Consider the following 17,158-nt stretch of genomic DNA (forward strand, 5'->3'; position numbering starts at 1 on the left):
AGCCCGGTAGCTCGTCAGGCTCATAACCTGAAGGTCGCAGGTTCAAATCCTGCTCCCGCAACCAACTTTAGAAAATCTCAGAGCAGCCCGTGCAGACTACAATTGATCACCCCGATCAATTGCTTAACGTCTTCAGCTCGTCAGGCTCATAACATGAAGGCAGTAGGTTCAATTCCTAATGCTGAAAAAAACACCGTGCAACATCAGATATTTACGCGCCGCCCTAGGGCGGTTTTGTTCATTCTGGGACGCCCCCAAAGTAAGCAAATCCGCAAGTTCCCCAACAAGTTTAATCGCATACTTCCGTTCTTTGGGGACCTACTGGGTCTCCGACAGAAGGCAGCGGATGATCGCCATCACCTCGGCTTTTGTGTATAGATCATTCAACGCTTCTTTTCAAAGTTAACTTGATGATTGGCGATGACTGGAGGCAGCTGTTGGGACGAAAGCGGTTAAGTGTCATTCATTAAACGCTATAGGTCAAAACCAGCCAATCCGGTGCGATGTCTGCCTCAGATACAAACGTTTACCGGAACTCCAATCTCAGAATGGCAACATTTCAAACTGCCTATTCGAAGCGGTCTAAGTACGTTTTCGATTTGTCAAATTTTGTGTTGAAGGAACCCTTGTCAAAGGTCTGAGACGGCATCGGCGCAGATGGAAAGCCGGCAAAGACTACGTTTCACACGACCAAGTTACTCGCAGCAAGCCAAAGCGTTACGGAAAAAGCAAGAAAACGTAGATGAAGTAACATAAAGCTTGCTGCGAATCGATGAGAGGCTTATTAACCGACCTACCGGTCACTTAATGATGTGAATTCAAATTCGGAGTAATCGACCTATGGACGCCTTTATCTGCGACGCCCAGCGCACCCCGATCGGACGATATGGTGGTGGACTAAGCCAGGTGCGCACAGATGATCTTGCCGCCCTGCCAATCGCTTCGCTTGTCGCGCGTAACCCACAGGTGGATTGGTCCAGTCTGGACGACGTGATTTATGGCGATGCGAACCAAGCCGGTGAAAGCAACCGCAATGTGGCGCGGATGGCGGCATTGCTGGCAGGGCTGCCGGTGGATGTACCGGGAACGACAATCAATCGGCTCTGCGCGTCTGGCATGGATGCGGTGGGCATGGCTGCGCGCGCCATCAAGGCTGGGGATTATGACATGGCGATCGCGGGTGGGGTCGAAAGCATGTCGCGTGCGCCATTTGTGATGCCCAAGGCAACATCCGCCTTTACTCGTACCAATGCCGTTTACGACACCACGATCGGCTGGCGTTTTGTGAACCCGAAAATGGAAAAGGAATTTGGTATCGACTCGATGCCCGAAACAGCGGATAACGTAGCGGAAGCTTATGGTATCAGTCGCTCCGATCAGGACGCGTTTGCCGAACGCAGCCAGGCCCGCTGGGCCGCGGCGCACCAGACCGGGGTGTTTCAGGAGGAGATCACCCCGGTCACAATCCCCCAGCGCAAAGGTGACCCGGTAGTGGTCGACACCGACGAGCATCCACGTCCGGGGACTACAGCAGAGAAACTGTCTGGCCTAAAGGGCATCAACGGGGTGGACAAGACTGTGACCGCTGGAAACGCCTCGGGTGTTAACGACGGCGCGGCGGCGATCCTGATGGCAAATGAATCTGCTGCGGCAAAGAACGACCTGACCCCGATTGCCCGTGTGGTTGGCATGTCCGTTGCTGGAGTGGAGCCGCGCGTGATGGGCATCGGCCCGGTTCCAGCCAGCCGTAAGGTGCTTGCACGGACTGGGCTCAGCATCGATCAGATGGATGTGATAGAATTGAACGAGGCGTTTGCCTCGCAGGGCCTAGCCACGCTGCGCGAACTCGGGGTGCCTGATGATGCGCCGCATGTGAACCCAAATGGCGGGGCAATCGCAATTGGCCACCCGCTTGGAATGAGCGGTGCGCGGCTAGTGATGACTGCTGCCTATCAACTGCGCCGCACCGGAGGCCGCTACGCGCTCTGTACCATGTGTGTCGGGGTAGGGCAGGGTGCCGCACTTATTCTTGAACGTGTGTAAGGGAGGAGACCTCACATGTACGCTCAGATGATTAAAACAGCCGGATCCGGCGTGAAATCCCGCGAGGAGATGACCGAGCAGGAGCGCGCGTTTCAGGACAAGATCGACGCCGATATCAAGATCGAGCCCAAGGATTGGATGCCCGACGACTATCGCGCGACACTGATCCGTCAAATTGGCCAGCACGCACATTCTGAAATCGTAGGCCAGCTGCCCGAAGGAAACTGGATCACCCGAGCGCCAACGCTGGAGCGCAAGGCGATCCTGCTGGCCAAGGTGCAGGATGAGGCCGGGCATGGGCTGTATCTCTATTGCGCGGCAGAAACGCTGGGTGTCAGCCGGGATGAGATCACCGAGATGCTGCTGGACGGGCGCATGAAATACTCGTCGATCTTCAACTACCCGACCCTGAACTGGGCCGATATCGGCGCGGTCGGATGGTTGGTCGATGGTGCCGCGATCATGAACCAGGTTCCGCTGCAGCGGACGTCCTTCGGACCATACTCGCGCGCAATGATCCGCATCTGCAAAGAAGAGAGCTTTCACCAGCGCCAGGGCTATGATGCGATCCGCAAGATGGCAGAGGGTACGCCAGAACAGCGTAAGATGGCGCAGGATGCAATAAATCGACTGTGGTACCCGTCGCTGATGATGTTCGGGCCGTCGGACAAGGAAAGCGTGCATTCGGCGCAATCCATGGCGTGGAAGATCAAGATCAACACCAATGACGAGCTGCGCCAGAAATTCGTGGATCAGACCGTGCCTCAGGCCGAATATCTGGGTCTGAGTATCCCTGACCCGGACCTGAAATGGAACGAAGAACGGGGCCATTATGATTACACCGACCCGGACTGGTCCGAGTTTTTCGATGTGATCAAGGGCAACGGCCCCTGCAATGTCGACCGGCTGGCCGCGCGTAACAAGGCGTGGGACGACGGTAAATGGGTTCGCGACGGGCTGCTGGCTCATGCCCGCAAGAAACGCGCCGCAAATCTGGCTGCAGAATAAGACTGCCCTGAGGAGGATACCAAATGAACAACGAATGGCCCCTGTGGGAAATCTTCATCCGCGGACAACATGGCATGAGTCACCGCCATGTTGGATCGTTACACGCCCCGGACGCGGAAATGGCGATCAAGAACGCGCGCGATGTCTACACGCGCCGCAACGAAGGCGTTTCGATCTGGGTGGTTGAGGCCAACAACATCTCGGCCTCATCACCCAGCGACAAAGGTCCGCTGTACGAGCCCAGCGAAAGCAAAGTGTACCGCCATCCAACCTTCTTCGATATTCCCGAAGAAGTGGGGGCGATGTAATGAGTGTTCCGGTTTCCAATGACGCTTTGCTGCAGTTTCTGCTTCGGATGGGGGACAATACCTTGATCCTCGGCCATCGCGTCAGCGAATGGTGCGGTCATGCGCCTGTACTGGAGGAAGACATCGCGCTGGCCAATACCGCGCTGGACCTGATCGGTCAGACTCAGATGTGGCTGGGTCTTGCGGGTGAGATCGACGGCGGCAAATCCGCCGATGATCTGGCCTTTCTGCGAGATGCCTGGGATTTCCGCAATGTGCTGCTGGTCGAAGTGCCGAACGGCGATTTCGGCCGCACGCTGATGCGTCAGTTCCTGTTCGATGCGTGGCATTCGATCATGCTGGGGCGTCTGATGACATCCTCTGACGACCGGGTCGCTGCGATTGCCGCCAAGGCCAGCAAAGAGGTCACCTACCACCTCGAACGCTCGGGCGACACGGTTGTGGGCCTCGGCGACGGGACCGAGGAAAGTCATGCCCGCATGCAAGAGGCGCTGGACTATCTCTGGCCATATGTCGGCGAGATGTTTGCCAGTGACGATGTTGATGCAGAAATGGTTGCGGCGAGGATTGCCCCGAACCCGGCAGATCTGCGCGCAGAATATGACGCTCTGATCGAGCGTGTGCTGTCCGAGGCGACACTAACCATTCCCGAAAGCCGCTTTGCCCATAAGGGCGGGCGCGACGGTCGCATGCATACCGAGCATCTGGGCCATCTTCTGACACAGATGCAGTGGCTGCAGCGCGCCTATCCCGGCGCGAAGTGGTAAGGATCAATGCGGGCTTCAACGGATCAGGTGTGGGAATGGCTGGACGCTGTACCAGACCCTGAGATTCCGGTGATCTCGGTCGTCGATCTGGGCATTGTACGCGATGTGCGATGGGATGATGACACTCTGACGGTTACCGTCACGCCGACCTATTCAGGCTGCCCGGCGACCTCGGTCATCAGCATGGATATCGAAACTGCACTGCGTGATCATGGAATCGACGATCTGCGGATCGAGACAAGTATCGCACCGGCTTGGACCACCGATTGGCTCAGCGACAAGGGCCGTGCTCGGCTCAAGGATTACGGCATCGCCCCGCCGCAGCCTGCAGGTGGACCTGAACGCTGCCCACATTGCGGTAGCAAGGCGGTTGAAAAGGTCAGCCAGTTTGGCTCGACCCCTTGCAAGGCCCATTGGCGCTGCACCGACTGCCTGGAACCTTTTGACTATTTCAAGTGCATCTGAGGGAGGATCACCGGATGGCACGCTTTCATGATCTGGAAGTTACCGATGTTCACAAAACCATCCGCGATGCGGTGGTCGTGACGTTGAAACCTGTAAACGGTTCAGCCGATGAATTCGACTTTACCCAAGGCCAGTACCTGACCTTCCGCCGCGATTTCGACGGGGAAGAACTGCGCCGGTCCTATTCGATCTGCGCGGGCAAGGATGAGGGCATTCTGCAGGTGGGGATCAAGCGTGTGGATGGCGGCGCATTCTCGACCTGGGCCAACTCCGATCTAAAGGTGGGCGATACGGTGCAGGCGATGCCGCCGATGGGCAGCTTTTACACCGCAATCGATCCCTCCGCCGAAAAACATTATCTGGGCTTTGCGGGTGGGTCGGGCATCACGCCGGTTCTCTCGATCCTGAAGACGACGCTCGCCCGAGAACCACATTCGCGGTTCACATTGGTTTATGCCAACAAGGGCGTGAACACGATCATGTTCCGAGAGGAGCTTGAGGACCTCAAGAACCTCTATATGGGGCGTCTGAACGTGATCCATATTCTGGAAACAGACGCGCAGGAAATCGAGCTTTTTACAGGTCTGGTCACGCAAGACAAATGTGCCGAACTTTTTGAACACTGGATCGATATTCAGAACGTCGACACGGCTTTTATCTGCGGCCCCGAGCCGATGATGCTGGGTATTGCCTCAGCCCTGCGGGCGCATGGGCTGAACGACGGGCAGATCAAGTTTGAACTCTTCGCCAGCGCTCAACCCGGTCGGGTCAAGCGCAAAGTGAGCGGGGCGGACACGGCATCTCAGGACAACCAGACCAAAACATCAATCACCATGGACGGGGCAACGCAAACGATCACCATGCCGAAGGATCAATCGATTCTCGATGCCGCGTTGGAGAATGCGATGGACGCGCCTTACGCCTGTAAGGCCGGGGTCTGTTCAACCTGCCGCTGCCGAGTGCTTGAAGGCGAGGTCGAGATGGTCGCCAATCACGCATTGGAAGACTACGAAGTCGAGAAAGGATACGTCCTGAGCTGTCAGGCCTATCCGATGACCGACACCGTTGTCGTGGACTACGATCAGTAGACGGAGGGAATGATGGCTGAAGACATGACAATCGAGAGCTATTTGGCAGCGGGTGGTGTCCTGAGTAATCCAACCAACGTGCCTCCGCGCTATCGTGCAGAGCTCATGAAACTGATGGCGACCTTCGTGGACAGCGAACTGGCCGGCGCAGCGGGCTTTGCCGACATCATAAATCTGGGCCCGGGCATCAAGGAACGCATCGCGGCGGCCAAGATTGTGCTGGAAAAGACCGACAACGCAGATCGTGTCCTGAAAATCATGGGCGAGTTCGGAGCCAACACTGACCGCTATGCAAATCATCATCCCTGGACCACACGTCTGGATCGTGATGCGGATATCGGGGCTACGCGGTCCGAACACGACATGCGCCTTGCTGTATTCAACTATCCGATCGAAGGATGGGAAGATGCCGTGGTTATGAACCTGCTGATGAGCCAGGCGGTTGACGTCCAACTGGCTCAGTTTTCGCAGATATCCTATCAGCCTCTGGCCGAGGCCTTCCGCGAGATTTCCCCAATCGAGGCGCGCCATGGGGAGCTTGCGCTTGAGGGTGCGGGCAAGCTGATAGAACAGGGAAAGGCTGCAGAAATGCAAGCGTCGGTCGACTATTGGTGGCCCCGGGTCGCGGCAAGTTTTGGGGCGGGCACAGCCGAGAAAACCGAAACGCTCCGCAAGCTGGGGCTGCGGCAATTAACCGGGATTGAGATGAAAGATCAGTGGACAGTAAAAGCGACCGAACAGATCGAAAAGCTGGGACTTAAAGTACCCTAGCTTTCAAAGTTGGCGTTTACGGCTCAGCAACCCATACTTCACGGCCAATCCGCGAAGCGTGCGACGCTTTCGCCGATCTTTCTTCAATGACTGCTGGGCTTTAGCACCACATTTCCGATTGAACTCAAAAACGTCAATCACCCGCTCGGCGCAGCCACAGGCTTCGCCCAGACCTACATTGGCGAAATAGAATTTATCGAAACGATCAGGGCGTTGCATGGGTGACCTCCGCCCATATTGAACCTCATCCTGACCGCAGAGCCAAATCAACTCTGTGCCAACAAGGGTTCAAAGGCCATCAACACCTGATAATGTCAGATTGCTTACCAACGCGGCGTAATCGCTGCGCGCGTCGGCATCCGCCCCGGCATTCCACATGTAGAACCAGTTCAACATTCCGAAAACGGACATGGTCGTGGCCCGAAGCTTGGCCGCATCATCCTTGAAAGTTGCAGGCGAGATGCTGGCGATGATGTCACTGACGAACACCACCAGATCCCGCTGATAGCCACGCAGCAGATACTGCTGCTCTTCGGGCAATGCGGACATGCCGCTGGTTTGCACGCGATGCTCATCATCCACGCCTTGATAGGCCAGTAGGATTTCCCGCACCACCCGTTTCAAGCGATCCGCGGGTTCCATCCCGTCAAGGTCCAAGCCGCAAACCTGGTCACGCAATTGCAGCAGGTAACTGTCGAGAATATCGAACAGAATGGCGTCCTTGCTGTCGTAGTAGTGATAGATATTGGCCTTGGATATCCCGCACTCCCGCGCCAGCTGAGACATTGACGCCCGATCAAATCCTTCCTGCGCGAAGACGCGGGCGGCGCATTTTAGGATGCGAGTTCGTTTATGGTCGTGGTCTTTTGCTATCGTGCGCGCCAAATCCTGACCCTCCGTCTGTCGCTTAGCTGTCCCGATTGTCAATCACGCGCCGGGCCTTGCCTTGTGAGCGTTCAACCTCGCCCGGCTCGCCTATATCGATCTCGGTCGAGATGCCAACCACCTCTTTAATCCGGCGAGATAGCATCCGAGCAGCGGCGGTTTTGCTCAGCTCATCGGCTGCATCCGGCGTTGCTTCGACATGCACGCGCATCGCGTCCATCCGGCCAGCTTTGTAAAGTTCGATCTGGTAGTAGGGCGCCAGACCGCCGGTTGCCAGAACCTGCTCCTCGATCTGACTGGGGAAGACGTTGACACCCCGCAGAATGATCATGTCATCCGAGCGGCCCGTGATCTTTTCCATCCGACGCATCGACCGCGCCGTGCCGGGCAAAAGCCGCGTCAGGTCACGGGTGCGATAGCGGATCATCGGAAGACCTTCTTTGGTCAGCGTGGTAAAGACCAGTTCACCAATCTCACCATCAGGCATGACCTCGCCGGTCTGCGGGTCGATGATTTCGGGGTAGAAGTGGTCTTCCCAGATCACGGGCCCGTCTTTGGTTTCGACGCACTCATTGGCGACGCCCGGTCCCATGATCTCGGACAGGCCGTAGATATCGACGGCATGCATATCGAAAGCCTGTTCAACCTCGGAGCGCATCGAATCCGTCCAAGGTTCAGCGCCAAAGACGCCGACAGCCAAGGAACTTTCGCGCGGATCGAGTCCAATCTTGTGATACTGCTCAAGAATGTTCAGCATATAGGATGGTGTTACCATAATCCCGTCTGGTTTGAAGTCATTGATCAGGTCGACCTGCTTGCCGGTCTGCCCACCGCTCATCGGGACGACCGTGGCCCCCAGACGTTCGATTCCATAATGCGCGCCCAGACCGCCGGTGAACAGGCCATAGCCATAGGCGTTGTGCACCATGTCGCCCCGGCGCAAACCGCTGGCACGCAATGACCGCGCCACCAGATCCGCCCAGTTGTCTATGTCGCCTTGCGTATACCCCACGACGGTTGGCTTACCCGTGGTTCCCGACGAGGCATGCACACGAATGATCTGCTCACGCGGGACCGCAAACAGACCAAAAGGATAGTTTTCCCTCAGATCGTTTTTGTAGGTAAACGGAAACCGCGCCAGATCACTGAGGGATTGCAGGTCATCAGGATGCACACCGGCCTCATCAAACCGCTGCCGGTACATAGGCACGTTGTCATAAGCATGGCGCAGCGACCATTTCAGCCGATCCAACTGTAGGCTGCGGATTTCATCAATCGAGGCGATCTCGATCGGATCAAGATCCGCCTTGTTCGGAGTAAGATCCTTCATGCCATCCCCCTCATCTCAGGTCTCGTCAAACACCGGGCCTTTGACCGCGCGGGAAAAGCCCCGAAATTCTGCGATCTTTTGTCCGGCTTGGTTGGTTATGGATACGTCATAGATGCCGCTGCGCCCTATCAGGTTCAGTTCCGTTGCGCGGGCCGTCAGCAGATCACCGGATCGCGCGGGCGCGACGTAGCTGATCACATTGTGCTGGGCGACCGTGGACTGGTTGCGACTATTGCAGGCAAAGGCAAAGGCGCTGTCGGCCAACATGAATGTCACGCCGCCATGGCAGATCCCGTGCCCGTTGCAGTGATGGTCAGCCACCTGCAACGCCAGCGTCGCAGCGCCTTCATCCATCTCGACCAGTTCCATGCCTGCCCATTTCGAGGCATTGTCCCGCCCCCACATGGCAGCAGCGGCTTTCTGGGCGCGTTCCTTCGGCGTCATCTCATTCTCCCCGAAATACTGGCGCGCGCTTTTCCAGAAACGCAGTAACGCCCTCGGCATAGTCGACGCTTTCGCCGCAGGTTTTCATTGCGTCCGCCTCAATCTCGAGATGATCGGTCAGGGTATTCGTGGCAGCCGCCTGTATCGTCTGTTTCGTCAGGCCAAGTCCCAGCGTTGGACCATTGGCGAACTGTTCCGTTAGTGCGCGCGCCTCGGTCATTAGTTCAGCGTCTGGTATTGCTTTCCAGATCAGCCCCCAATCCGCAGCCTGCTTTGCTGGCAGGGGTTGCCCAGTCAGGGCCAGCCCTTTGGCTCGGGCTTCACCCAGTAAACGTGGCAGATGCCAACTGCCGCCGGTATCAGGTATCAGGCCCACTTTGGAAAATGATTGGATAAACTTGGCAGAGTCAGCGGCAAGTACCACATCACAAGCCAAGGCGATATTCGCACCCGCCCCGGCGGCAACGCCATTGACGGCGCAGACAACAGGCAATTCCAAAGACCTGATCAGGCGGACCAAAGGTGCGTAGAACGTGCGAACCGTATAGCCCAAATCCGGCGGACCCTCCATCGTGGCAGGGTTTCGATCGCCCAAATCCTGCCCTGCGCAGAACCCGCGCCCCGCGCCGGTTAACAGCACCGCTCGTGCACCTCCGTCACGCGCGGCCTCAAGTGCAGCGCGCAGGGCATGGTGCATCTCATCCGTGAAACTGTTCAGGCGATCAGGGCGATTGAGTGTAATTTCAACCCATTGACCCATATTCTGCGAAATAATCGTGTCGGACATGCCCGGTTCGCTTTTCATAAGTTACAACAAACTTCTTGCATAAACCGAACGGTTGGTCAATAAATTCTATAGCCGTTTGTGACTCGGCGATCGGAAATGCCATTTGGCCAGCGGGCGGAACAGCATTTCTCGTCGTTGATAGTTACAAAACGTACCATTAACACATTCACGACTTGCGATTTTGAGGAGGAGACCCGGTCATGAAATTCACCAAGCTCACCACATTGTTGGCGTCTGCAACCTTGGCGGTGTCCGGCACCATTGCTTTTGCGGCTGACTACACCCTGACAATTTCCAGCTGGGCCCCACCCACCCACGGCATCAACGCAAAGATGTGGCCCAAATTCGTCGAAATGGTAGAGGAGGCCACTGACGGGCAGGTCACCGCAGAGCTTAAGCTGGGTATCGCTCCACCGCCTGCGCAGATGGACCTGATTATGGATGGCGCGGCCGATGCCTCGATTATCTTTCACGGCTATCAACCGGGACGCTTCGTCACCACCAAGCTGATCGAACTGCCTGGTTACGAAGGCTCGGCCGAGGACGCTTCGGTTGCCTACTGGCGCGCCTACGACAAGTACTTGAAAGCTGCTGACGAGCATCGTGGTGTCAAAGTCATCGCCTTGCACACGCATGGACCCGCGCAGCTGCATTCCAGCGCGCCAGTAACCACTCTGGATGAGGTTTCGGGCCTGAAAGTACGTATCCCGGGTGGCGTTGGCGGAGACGTTGGTGCGGCGCTTGGTGCGACCGGCATTCAGGTACCTGCTCCGAAAGTCTATGAAACACTGGCGTCGAAAGCGGCGGACGGTGTCGTCATGCCGCTGGAATCGCGCAAGGGTTTCAAGCTGACAGAGGTTGCGCAGAATGTTTATGAGATGCCCGGTGGTCTTTATCGCGGTTCGTTTGCCTTCATCATGAACGAAGACACCTTCGCAGATCTGCCACCCGAGCTGCAGATGGCGCTGGAAGAAAACGTGTTCGGCGAACCGCTGAGCCGTGAGATCGGCAAAATCTGGGATGAGATCGACGCCACTGGACGTGAGGCAACCGAGGCGGCAGAAGGCAATGCCATCAACGCTGCCACAGATGCGGATATGGAGAAGTTCTCGGCCATCGCCGAAGACATCCGCGGCAAGGTCATCGCCGAGGTTGACGCAACAGGAGTCGACGCACAGGCCGCATATGACATGATCAAATCGGAAATGTCCTCGAACTGATCCGACTGCAGGGCGGCTCTTGCGCCGCCCTGACTTACCCTGCGCGAGTTTCCCATGACCCCTATTATTCAGCTTGTGCGCCGTGCCAGCGCCCTTCCCGTGATCGTGGCCTGCATTGCACTGTTTATCCTGATGGTAATGACCTTTTGCGACGTGATCCTGCGTTCGGTCTTCAATGCGCCCATTGAGGCCGCCACCGAGCTGACGCGCATTCTGATGGCAATTCTGGTGTTTTCTGTCCTCCCGATCGTCTCCACCACCAATGGCCATATCGCGGTCGATCTGACAGACGGGTTCTTCCACCGTCTGCATCTGTCGCGTGCGCGGGACGTTGTGATCTATGTGGTCAGCGGCATCATGCTGTTCTGGCCGGTCCAGCGCGTTTGGGTCCTGGCCGAGCGAGCGCGGGATTATGGGGATGTAACCGAATATCTTTCAATCCCCACCTACCTGATCGGCTGGTTCATTACCCTGTCTGTTGCCATCACTGCACTCGTGATGATCGCCACTGGGCTGCTAAAGGCCTTCGCCCCAAATACACTGTCGGAGCCTATGTAATGACCGCAGCGCTAATCGGATTTGCGATTGTATTGATCTTGGTGCTGGTGCGCCTTCCTATCGTCTTTGCCATGGGTCTGGTCGGCACATTGGGATTTGCCTATGAGCGTGGCGGCTCAATCTTTGATGAGCGCGGGATGAAGGCTGCCATGTCCATGGTGGGCCGACAGATCACCGACACTGCGCAGGACTATGGTCTGTCGGTTGTGCCGCTGTTCATCCTGATGGGCCTGTTCGTGAACAAGGGCGGCATGGCGCGCGAGCTTTATGCGGTGTCCAACGCCTTTCTTGGCCACATGCGCGGTGGTATTGCCATGGCAACGGTTGCGGCCTGTGGCGGATTTTCGGCTATCTGCGGATCGTCGCTGGCAACCGCCGCCACGATGTCAAAGGTCGCGATGCCGCAGATGCGGCGTTACGGCTATTCCGATGAACTCTCGACCGCCTCGATTGCCGCCGGTGGTACATTGGGCATTCTGATCCCACCATCGGTCATTCTGGTCATCTACGGGTTGCTGACCGAGACCTCGATCGGGAAACTGTTCATGGCGGGCATCATCCCCGGCATCCTCGGCATTCTGTTCTACCTCTTCGCCGTGCGCTGGACCGTCTGGCGCAACCCCGAGGCCGGCCCAGCCGGAGAGCGTGCCACATGGTCCGAACGCATCCGTGCGCTGGGTTCGGTTTGGGCGGTGCTGTTGTTGTTCTTCCTAGTGATTGGCGGGCTTTATGGAGCCTTCGATTTTGAGCCCCTAAACCTGACATTCTCACCCACCGAGGCCGCAGGTATGGGGGCCGCTGGGGCCTTTCTGATTGCACTCTTTCGTGGGGGTCTCACGGTTGGCTCGACATTCGAGGTGCTGAAAGAGACCTGCTTTACCGCGTCTGCCTTGTTCGCGGTGTTGATTGGTGCGCAGATATTCTCAAATTTCATCAATCTGGCCGGTTTGCCCGAAGCCCTGATCGCGATGGTGACCGCCTATGATGTGGCTCCGTTTGTCGTGATCCTGATGATCCTTGGTATCTACATCATTCTGGGTTGCGTCTTCGAATCTCTCTCGATGCTGTTGCTGACGGTTCCGATCTTCTTCCCGTTGGTCACGTCTCTGGGCTATGACCCAATCTGGTTTGGCATCGTCGTCGTGGTTGTCACCGAAATCTCGCTGATCACTCCACCCGTAGGCCTGAACGTCTTCATCCTGAAAGGCGTAGTGGGCGACGTCTCAACCGGCACCATATTTCGCGGCGTCACTCCGTTCTGGATCGCCGATATTTTCCGCCTCGCGCTGATCGTGCTGGTGCCCATCGTGGTGCTGTATCTGCCGCAGCAAATGGGCGCTTTGGGACACTAGTCCCACCGCATCAAACAGGAGAACACCATGTCCCTGCATCAGATTTCCAGCTTCGCCGCTGGTACTTGGGTCGCGCCTGGAGAAGGCGCACGCACCATCGCATCCGCCATCACCGGCGCACCATTTGCCAGCGCTGGCAATGTCGCGCTCGACGTACAGGCGATGCTTGACTATGCGCGCAATACCGGTGGCCCCGCGCTGCGCAAGTTAACGTTCCACGATCGTGCTCGGATGCTCAAGGCGCTGGCGCAAGAGCTTTCGGCGCATAAACAAGCCCTTTACGACCTGAGTTTCGAAACCGGAGCTACGCAGAAGGACCACCTGATCGATATCGATGGTGGCATCGGCACGATGTTTGTCTTTGCCTCTAAGGGTAGACGCGAGATGCCGGATGCGCAGGTTTATCTGGACGGCGAAATCGAGCAGTTGTCACGCAATGGCACCTTTTTGGGGCAGCATATCTGCACGCCCCTGCAAGGGGTCGCGGTTCATATCAACGCCTTCAACTTCCCGGTCTGGGGGATGCTGGAAAAGCTGGCCCCGACGCTGCTGGCTGGCGTGCCTGCAATCGTCAAGCCGGCCACCAACAGTTGCTACGTCACCGAACTGGCAGTGCGGATCATGCTGGATAGCGGCATCCTGCCTGCCGGTGCGCTACAGCTGGTCTCGGGCGGGTTGGGCGACATGCTCGATCACTTGGATTGTCAGGATGTGGTCAGCTTCACAGGCTCGGCGAACACCGCGTTGAAGCTGCGGCAGACGCCTGCGATCTTGCAGAACTCGGTCCGGTTTGTGGCCGAGCAGGACAGCTTGAACGCTTCCATCCTCGGGCCCGATGCCACGCCCGGCACGCCCGAATTTGACCTGTTCGTCAAGGAAGTCTCGCGCGAGATGACCACAAAGGCGGGCCAGAAATGCACTGCCATCCGACGCATCATCGCGCCCCAGCCGCAGGTCGACGCCATAATTGCCGCGCTGTCTGACCGATTGGCAAGGATCACCATCGGCGACCCCCGTTCCGACACCACTCGCATGGGCGCGCTGGTGTCGAACGGGCAGAAAGCCGACGTTCTGGAAAAGGCAGCTCTGATCGGGCAAGAGGCTGAACGGGTTTATGGCAACCCCGACGCGTTCGACCTGCACGGCCCTGAAACCGGCGCATTCGTTCCCCCGATGCTGTTTTACTGTGCTAACCCCGACAAAGCGCAGCGCGTGCACGATACCGAGGCCTTCGGCCCAGTTTCGACCCTCATGGGCTACCGCGATCTGGATCATGCGGTGGCACTTGCCAATCGCGGGCAGGGATCTCTGGTCACGTCGCTGATCACTCACGACACAAACGTCGCGCACAACGTAGTGATGGGGACCGCAGCCTATAACGGGCGGATTTACATCAACGACCGCGACTCGATGGCTGAATCGACCGGCCACGGATCTCCGCTGCCCCATATGGTGCATGGTGGGCCGGGCCGTGCGGGCGGCGGTGAGGAAATGGGCGGCGTGCGCGGAGTGAAACACTATATGCAGCGCACGGCCATTCAGGGCTCCCCGCGCATGCTTAGTGGTATCAGCACCAAATGGGTGCCAGGAGCGCCCGAAATCCAAGGTCCGGCACATCCGTTCACCCGTAAATTTGGTGAGTTGCAGGTCGGAGAGACGCTGCACACAGCCTCGCGAACCATCACGCTGGAGGATATCGAACACTTCGCCAATTTCACCGGCGATACCTTTTATGCGCATATGGACGAGGACGCGGCGGCGCGGAACCCGTTCTTCCCCGGTCGTGTGGCGCATGGTTATTTGTTGCTCAGCTTTGCGGCGGGCCTGTTTGTCGAGCCGAACGAGGGGCCGGTGCTGGCCAATACCGGGCTGGACGGGCTGCGGTTCATGAAGCCCGTTGTTGCTGGCGACAGCATCAAGGTGCGCCTGACGGTAAAGCAGAAAACCCCACGCAATGACGATTATGGCGAGGTTCGCTGGCACGTGTCCCTGACCAATCAAGATGACGAACCGGTCGCAGAATACGAGCTTCTGACCATGAACGCCCGCTGACCCGCTGTACTACCTGTTTTTCTTATTGGGCCTAATGGGTTAAACTGGGTCCATGACCGAAAAGACCTCGTGGTTCGAAACGGCTGTGGCCGAACTGGCGGACCCGCAAGACCAGCGGGTCTGGTCGATTATCGTCTCGCTGTTTGGTGACATGGCACAAGAGCCCGGCGCGCAAATCTCGGGCGGTGTTCTGACCCGGATAATTGAGCCGATGGGCATCAAACCCGAAGCGATCCGCGTCGCTCTGCACCGGCTGCGCAAGGATGGTTGGATCGAGAGTGACCGGATTGGCCGCGTCTCGCGCCATGTCCTCTCGGAATTCGGCCGGACGCAATCCGCTGCCGTCACGCCGCGCATATATGCGCGCGGTCCTTCGCCCATTGAAAATTGGCATCTTCTGATCGCCGAAGACGGGTCGGGCACTCAGGTGCTTGAGGACGTGATGCTCAGCGATGACTACATCCCCATTGGGCGCAACGTAGCGATGGGTGCGGGTCCCGTTCCAGATCAGTCGGACGGTTTGCTGGCCTTGGACATCTCTCCGCACGCAGCCCCCAAGTGGGTGCAGGATCGGTTGTGTCCACCCGAATTGCGCGCCTCTTGCAAGGCTCTTCTGGGCGCGGTCGAACGCGCCGCGAAGTCCCGTCCCGAAGGCTGGGCGCCTACACCCTTGCAGAGCGCAACACTGCGCACCCTGCTGGTGCATCGGTGGCGGCGCGTTGTGCTGCGTCAGCCGGACTTGCCTCCGGCTTTTTATCCTGTGGATTGGGCTGGTCCGGCTTGTCGCGATAGCGTGTTCGGGCTGCTTGATCTGCTGCCACGCCCCTCGGCTGACGTACTGAGCGGTAGTAGTTGACCGCTGAGCGGTCTGTTCAACCATATTATCAGTGCGGCGCACATACCGGGTGCTGGGAGCTTTTCTGACCAAGTCATACCAATTTACACACCAATAATTAGGTTGCGGTTATCTGCCTGCCAATTCAGCCGTTCAGAAAACGCATGGTGCAATCGGGCCCCGGGCAATACCATCGCCTGAGCAAACCTACCGGAGATCCGTGATGTCGATTTTGCTAACGATTGTCTTGTTGCTGATGTCCCTTTTGCTGGGGATGCACATCTGGACTCGTCGCCTAACGCGGCAGGGCACCGAAATGGTGCCGCAACTGGGGCGGATCGTGCCCGTTCACGGTGGCAGCATTCACTATGTCGAAAAAGGCGACCCTTCCAACCCGACAATTGTCATGATCCATGGCCTATCAGGCCAATCGCAACATTTTACGTATGCATTGGTGGGTGATCTTGCTCAGGATTATCACGTTCTCGCGGTTGACCGTCCGGGCTGTGGCTATTCCACGCGCGATGCTGCCCAGTTGGCGGAATTGCCCGAACAAGCCCGCATGATCCACGAGTTTCTGGAAATAAAGAACGTCGATCAAGCCACACTGGTCGGTCATTCTCTAGGTGGCGCCGTGTCTCTTGCGATGGCACTGGATTATCCCGACAACACGGCGGCGTTGGCGCTTCTGGCCCCCTTGACGCAACAAATGCCGGAACCGCCCGCCGTTTTCAAACCACTTGAAATCCGTACCGAGTGGCTGCGCAACCTTATTGGCAATACAATCGCCGTCCCGATGGCCCGAAAAACCGCGCCCCTCGTGCTGAAAGACGTCTTCGCACCCGAGCCCGCGCCCTCAGACTTCCTGAACCGTGCTGGGGGTGCCCTTGGTCTTCGCCCCTCGGCCTTTATCACCGCCTCACAGGATGTTGTTGGGGTAGAGGCCAGCATGGGTGCCCTGACTTCACGCTATAACGATCTGCGCGTGCCCGGAGGCATTCTGTTCGGGACAGAGGACCCGATCCTGTCCGCCGAGCTACACGGTGCCACAATGACGAAATTCGGCCTGACCTTTGAGGTCATGGAACACCGGGGTCACATGATACTCATCACAGAACCCGAAGTCTGCGCGCGTTTCATCCGCCAGATCGCCGAGAATTCCCGCACCCGGCTGGCAGAGCAGGACGCGCATTGAATAACGCAATAAAGAATCTCGGCAGGCACGCTTTTCCCTCTTGACCCTCC

18 protein-coding genes are annotated in these 17,158 nt (G+C 57.6%); 13 read left to right on the forward strand and 5 right to left on the reverse strand.

The annotated features are described in order from the left end of the window. Positions 1-840: 840 nt before the first annotated feature. Genes pcaF through ACR0MJ_RS00035 form a run of 7 tightly spaced genes read left to right on the forward strand, consistent with a single transcriptional unit; the run spans position 841 to position 6,450 of the window. The gene (gene pcaF / locus ACR0MJ_RS00005) at positions 841-2,043 is read left to right on the forward strand and encodes a 3-oxoadipyl-CoA thiolase (protein ID WP_480758248.1); all 1,203 of its coding nucleotides are present in this window, start codon (positions 841-843) and stop codon (positions 2,041-2,043) included. A gap of 15 nt (positions 2,044-2,058) precedes the next feature. Next, positions 2,059-3,051, forward strand: a complete 993-nt coding sequence (paaA, locus tag ACR0MJ_RS00010) for a 1,2-phenylacetyl-CoA epoxidase subunit PaaA (protein WP_170397736.1) — start codon at positions 2,059-2,061, stop codon at positions 3,049-3,051. Between the two features lie 23 nt (positions 3,052-3,074). Further along, positions 3,075-3,359 (forward strand): 1,2-phenylacetyl-CoA epoxidase subunit PaaB, encoded by a 285-nt coding sequence (paaB, locus tag ACR0MJ_RS00015; RefSeq protein ID WP_170404692.1) that lies wholly within the window; start codon positions 3,075-3,077, stop codon positions 3,357-3,359. Next, positions 3,359-4,126 (forward strand): 1,2-phenylacetyl-CoA epoxidase subunit PaaC, encoded by a 768-nt coding sequence (paaC, locus tag ACR0MJ_RS00020; RefSeq protein ID WP_170397730.1) that lies wholly within the window; start codon positions 3,359-3,361, stop codon positions 4,124-4,126. The genes paaB and paaC overlap by 1 nt, the downstream gene beginning before the upstream one ends. A gap of 6 nt (positions 4,127-4,132) precedes the next feature. Next, on the forward strand, positions 4,133-4,591 hold the full coding sequence (paaD, locus tag ACR0MJ_RS00025; RefSeq protein ID WP_480758250.1) for a 1,2-phenylacetyl-CoA epoxidase subunit PaaD: 459 nt from the start codon (positions 4,133-4,135) through the stop codon (positions 4,589-4,591). Between the two features lie 14 nt (positions 4,592-4,605). Continuing rightward, entirely contained in the window at positions 4,606-5,679 is a 1,074-nt protein-coding gene (locus ACR0MJ_RS00030; RefSeq protein WP_170397725.1) for a 2Fe-2S iron-sulfur cluster-binding protein, read from the forward strand. Positions 5,680-5,691: 12 nt separating this feature from the next. Beyond that, positions 5,692-6,450: a Phenylacetic acid catabolic protein gene (locus ACR0MJ_RS00035; protein WP_170511232.1), complete on the forward strand. Its 759-nt coding sequence runs from the start codon at positions 5,692-5,694 to the stop codon at positions 6,448-6,450. A gap of 3 nt (positions 6,451-6,453) precedes the next feature. On the opposite strand, the gene ACR0MJ_RS00040 is transcribed toward ACR0MJ_RS00035, so the two are convergent. From ACR0MJ_RS00040 to paaG, 5 genes are all read right to left on the reverse strand, one after another. Further along, entirely contained in the window at positions 6,454-6,669 is a 216-nt protein-coding gene (locus ACR0MJ_RS00040; protein ID WP_170404676.1) for a hypothetical protein, read from the reverse strand. Positions 6,670-6,738: 69 nt separating this feature from the next. Then, a complete protein-coding gene (locus ACR0MJ_RS00045) occupies positions 6,739-7,335 on the reverse strand; it encodes a TetR/AcrR family transcriptional regulator (RefSeq protein ID WP_170404673.1) in 597 nt (198 codons plus the stop codon). 22 nt (positions 7,336-7,357) lie between these two features. Next, positions 7,358-8,665 carry a phenylacetate--CoA ligase PaaK gene (gene paaK, locus ACR0MJ_RS00050; RefSeq protein ID WP_480758257.1) on the reverse strand — a complete coding sequence of 436 codons (1,308 nt, stop codon included), beginning with the start codon at positions 8,663-8,665 and terminating at the stop codon, positions 7,358-7,360. Between the two features lie 15 nt (positions 8,666-8,680). Beyond that, complete coding sequence (gene paaI / locus ACR0MJ_RS00055) at positions 8,681-9,109, reverse strand: hydroxyphenylacetyl-CoA thioesterase PaaI (protein WP_480758261.1); 429 nt, start codon at positions 9,107-9,109, stop codon at positions 8,681-8,683. 1 nt (position 9,110) lies between these two features. Further along, on the reverse strand, positions 9,111-9,896 hold the full coding sequence (gene paaG, locus ACR0MJ_RS00060) for a 2-(1,2-epoxy-1,2-dihydrophenyl)acetyl-CoA isomerase PaaG (protein ID WP_480758264.1): 786 nt from the start codon (positions 9,894-9,896) through the stop codon (positions 9,111-9,113). Between the two features lie 200 nt (positions 9,897-10,096). Here paaG and ACR0MJ_RS00065 point away from each other — a divergent pair, with 200 nt between their 5' ends. The 6 genes from ACR0MJ_RS00065 to ACR0MJ_RS00090 all read left to right on the forward strand — a co-directional run bounded on the left by ACR0MJ_RS00065 (position 10,097) and on the right by ACR0MJ_RS00090 (position 17,108). Beyond that, positions 10,097-11,116, forward strand: a complete 1,020-nt coding sequence (locus ACR0MJ_RS00065; RefSeq protein ID WP_480758268.1) for a TRAP transporter substrate-binding protein — start codon at positions 10,097-10,099, stop codon at positions 11,114-11,116. Positions 11,117-11,170: 54 nt separating this feature from the next. Next, the gene (locus tag ACR0MJ_RS00070) at positions 11,171-11,674 is read left to right on the forward strand and encodes a TRAP transporter small permease (RefSeq protein ID WP_170397701.1); all 504 of its coding nucleotides are present in this window, start codon (positions 11,171-11,173) and stop codon (positions 11,672-11,674) included. Continuing rightward, a complete protein-coding gene (locus ACR0MJ_RS00075) occupies positions 11,674-13,026 on the forward strand; it encodes a TRAP transporter large permease (protein WP_170397698.1) in 1,353 nt (450 codons plus the stop codon). Before ACR0MJ_RS00070 ends, ACR0MJ_RS00075 begins: the two co-directional genes overlap by 1 nt. 27 nt (positions 13,027-13,053) lie before the next feature. Further along, the gene (gene paaZ / locus ACR0MJ_RS00080; RefSeq protein ID WP_480758272.1) at positions 13,054-15,078 is read left to right on the forward strand and encodes a phenylacetic acid degradation bifunctional protein PaaZ; all 2,025 of its coding nucleotides are present in this window, start codon (positions 13,054-13,056) and stop codon (positions 15,076-15,078) included. Positions 15,079-15,130: 52 nt separating this feature from the next. Then, a complete protein-coding gene (locus ACR0MJ_RS00085) occupies positions 15,131-15,934 on the forward strand; it encodes a PaaX family transcriptional regulator C-terminal domain-containing protein (protein WP_480758274.1) in 804 nt (267 codons plus the stop codon). A gap of 202 nt (positions 15,935-16,136) precedes the next feature. After that, positions 16,137-17,108 carry an alpha/beta fold hydrolase gene (locus tag ACR0MJ_RS00090; protein ID WP_480758277.1) on the forward strand — a complete coding sequence of 324 codons (972 nt, stop codon included), beginning with the start codon at positions 16,137-16,139 and terminating at the stop codon, positions 17,106-17,108. Positions 17,109-17,158 lie beyond the last annotated feature (50 nt).

The organism is Ruegeria sp. C6 (genome assembly GCF_056537625.1).